This is a genomic window from Acetobacter sp. DsW_063, from assembly GCF_002153745.1.
Taxonomy (GTDB): Bacteria; Pseudomonadota; Alphaproteobacteria; order Acetobacterales; family Acetobacteraceae; genus Acetobacter.
The window spans coordinates 1-2,151 of record NZ_JOPL01000002.1; the positions used below are offsets into that span (position 1 = coordinate 1).

Below are 2,151 nucleotides of genomic sequence, written 5' to 3' on the forward strand. Positions count from 1 at the left end.
GAAGGATCGCGTCCGATCGCCGCCACACGTCCCAGCGCCGCCTGAATGGGGTCAGTCGTGCCAGTTACCGAGATGCCGGCCATTTCGCTCGCTCCGTTCCCCCTATTCTGTTACGGTCACCCCGTGGCGCGCGGCGACGCGGTGATAAATCTGTCTGCCGTAGCACGCCCGAAACGGGCGGAGCGCATTGCGGGGTTGCCGACAGGCCCCGTCCGCGCGCCACTTCACTTCTTCCCATCTTCGTCCGACAGGCTCCAGATCAACTCACGTGAACGGAGCAACCGACTGGCGCCAGCGTCGGAGACGCTCAGCATGGACGTAACATACAACCGAGCCCGATCGAGCGTCGCCTTGACGGCGATTCTGTAAAACCGCTTTCCGTTGCGCCCCAGAACGACGACAGACGCTGGCTTTGTGTCACGCACCACCGCGTGCGGACGCGCGATCATCGCAGGTAACGCAGAATACTCCTCCTTCGTCAGTTCCGGGTGACTGTCGCGGTTTTTCTGAAGACTGTCGTCGGAAAGGCGCACGCTGTCCGTCTTCACGTCCAGAGCCTCTCGCACCGGCTCCGGCGCGGTCGCGGCCTCCACCTCGCCGGACGGCGCCTTCTGCTCCAGCATCTCGCCGATCTGTTTCACCTGGACAGCCTCGCGTTCCGTCGGCGGCAGGGACTTCACAGGCGTCCCGCCCAGCTCCGTGACCGGAGACAGACGGGTCGCCGCCCGGTCGCGTTCCGCGTCCGCCCAGACCTTGCCGGGGTTGGACTGGAAGCCCGGATCAATCCCTTTCGGAATCTGCTCGATCTCTCCCGTCGCGGGATTGCGCCACGGCTTTAATTGCAACGGGGGGGCCTCGCTGACCTCCCATTTGTTGCGCCGCATCTCCGATCGCGACACCGGCTCGACCGTGCAATGACAGCGCCAGCCGTTGGGCGGCCAGTGCGTGTTCCACCACGGATCGTCCGCCGGCAGGATCATGCCGTCCCACGCGACATGCTCCGGACGCGGATGCGGGCAGGCATGATGGCGATAGCGCCAGTAAGGAAAGATATCGAGCGCTTCGGGTGTCGTCATCTGGCGATACCGACCGGCGGAATACGCCGTCGCCAGATTTGTCGAATAGATCAGTTCGGCGCGCCAGCCAGGGGTTCCGGTGTGCGTCCAGCCCCGTCGCGCGACGATCGCGTCGAAATCCTTGCGAAACTCCGCAAGCGTCGTGCCCTGCTCAAGCGCCTTGCGTACAGCCTTGCGAAAATCGTTGAGCAGCGCATCGGACGTCGCCCCCGCCACGGCGAAGCCGACCGCGTGCGCGTGAGCCTCCATCTCGCCCCATCGCTTTGTCGGGACATTGACCTTCTGACGGAAAAACCGGATCGCGTCCGACGGCGCGACAGGTGAGCCGAGCAGCGGATCAGCCACGCTTCAGGCCGCCCAGAACGGACGCTTCGCCCGCGAGCTGGGCGATAAGGACGCCCGCCTGCATGGCGTTTCCAAACGCCTCGTCGTCCAGTCCCATCATCTCCAGACGCTCCGACAGATCATCGAGGCTGGACGCCTGCTCCAGCTCCTTCCGGACCTGGTCTGGAAGATCCCCCAACGCACGCTCAGCGTTGCGCGCAAGGCGTCTCGTCATGATCTCGATGACTCCGGGCCCGTCCTCCTGGACATGCAGCGATAGCAGGCGACCGACCCGAACATGCAGTTCCTCGGCCGGCGCATCATTCCCGGTATTCTCTTGAGCGCCCTTTCCGCCATCGGCCGCCTCGCGCGACGTGGCCGTGGTCGGCGGCGAAGCGCGCCCAGGCAGCGCCTGCGCCGGTCGCTGCTCGCCCGGAAGGTCATGCGACGGCTGCACCGGCTGCGGCTGAGCCAGCACGCCCACCGTTTCGTCGCCCGGCTCCGGCGGCGTCAGGCCGGCGCGGTCATAGATATCCTGAGCCCTGACCTTCAGCCCTTGCGGACCGCCCCATTGCAGCAGGCTCACAAGCTCGGCGATCGGGATCTCGTCCGGACGACCGATCATAACGACCGGATAATCGCCGACGGGACCGCCGAATGACGCGTCGATCATCGGCCGGACAAGCTGCTCGTTGACCGTCGTGCTCAGCAGAAGCGAATCGGAACGCTCGATGTCTTCCTGGACCATGCG

General features: G+C 65.4%; 2 protein-coding genes. Both read right to left on the reverse strand.

The window, feature by feature from the left end; translation table 11 throughout:
- Nucleotides 1-224 precede the first annotated feature (224 nt).
- Nucleotides 225-1,421 (reverse strand): phage minor head protein, encoded by a 1,197-nt coding sequence (locus tag HK28_RS00095; RefSeq protein WP_086642598.1) that lies wholly within the window; start codon nt 1,419-1,421, stop codon nt 225-227.
- Nucleotides 1,414-2,151, reverse strand: a 738-nt coding sequence (locus HK28_RS00100; RefSeq protein ID WP_143217261.1) for a DUF935 family protein, incomplete at its 5' end; no start/stop codon positions are given. The genes HK28_RS00100 and HK28_RS00095, both read right to left, overlap by 8 nt.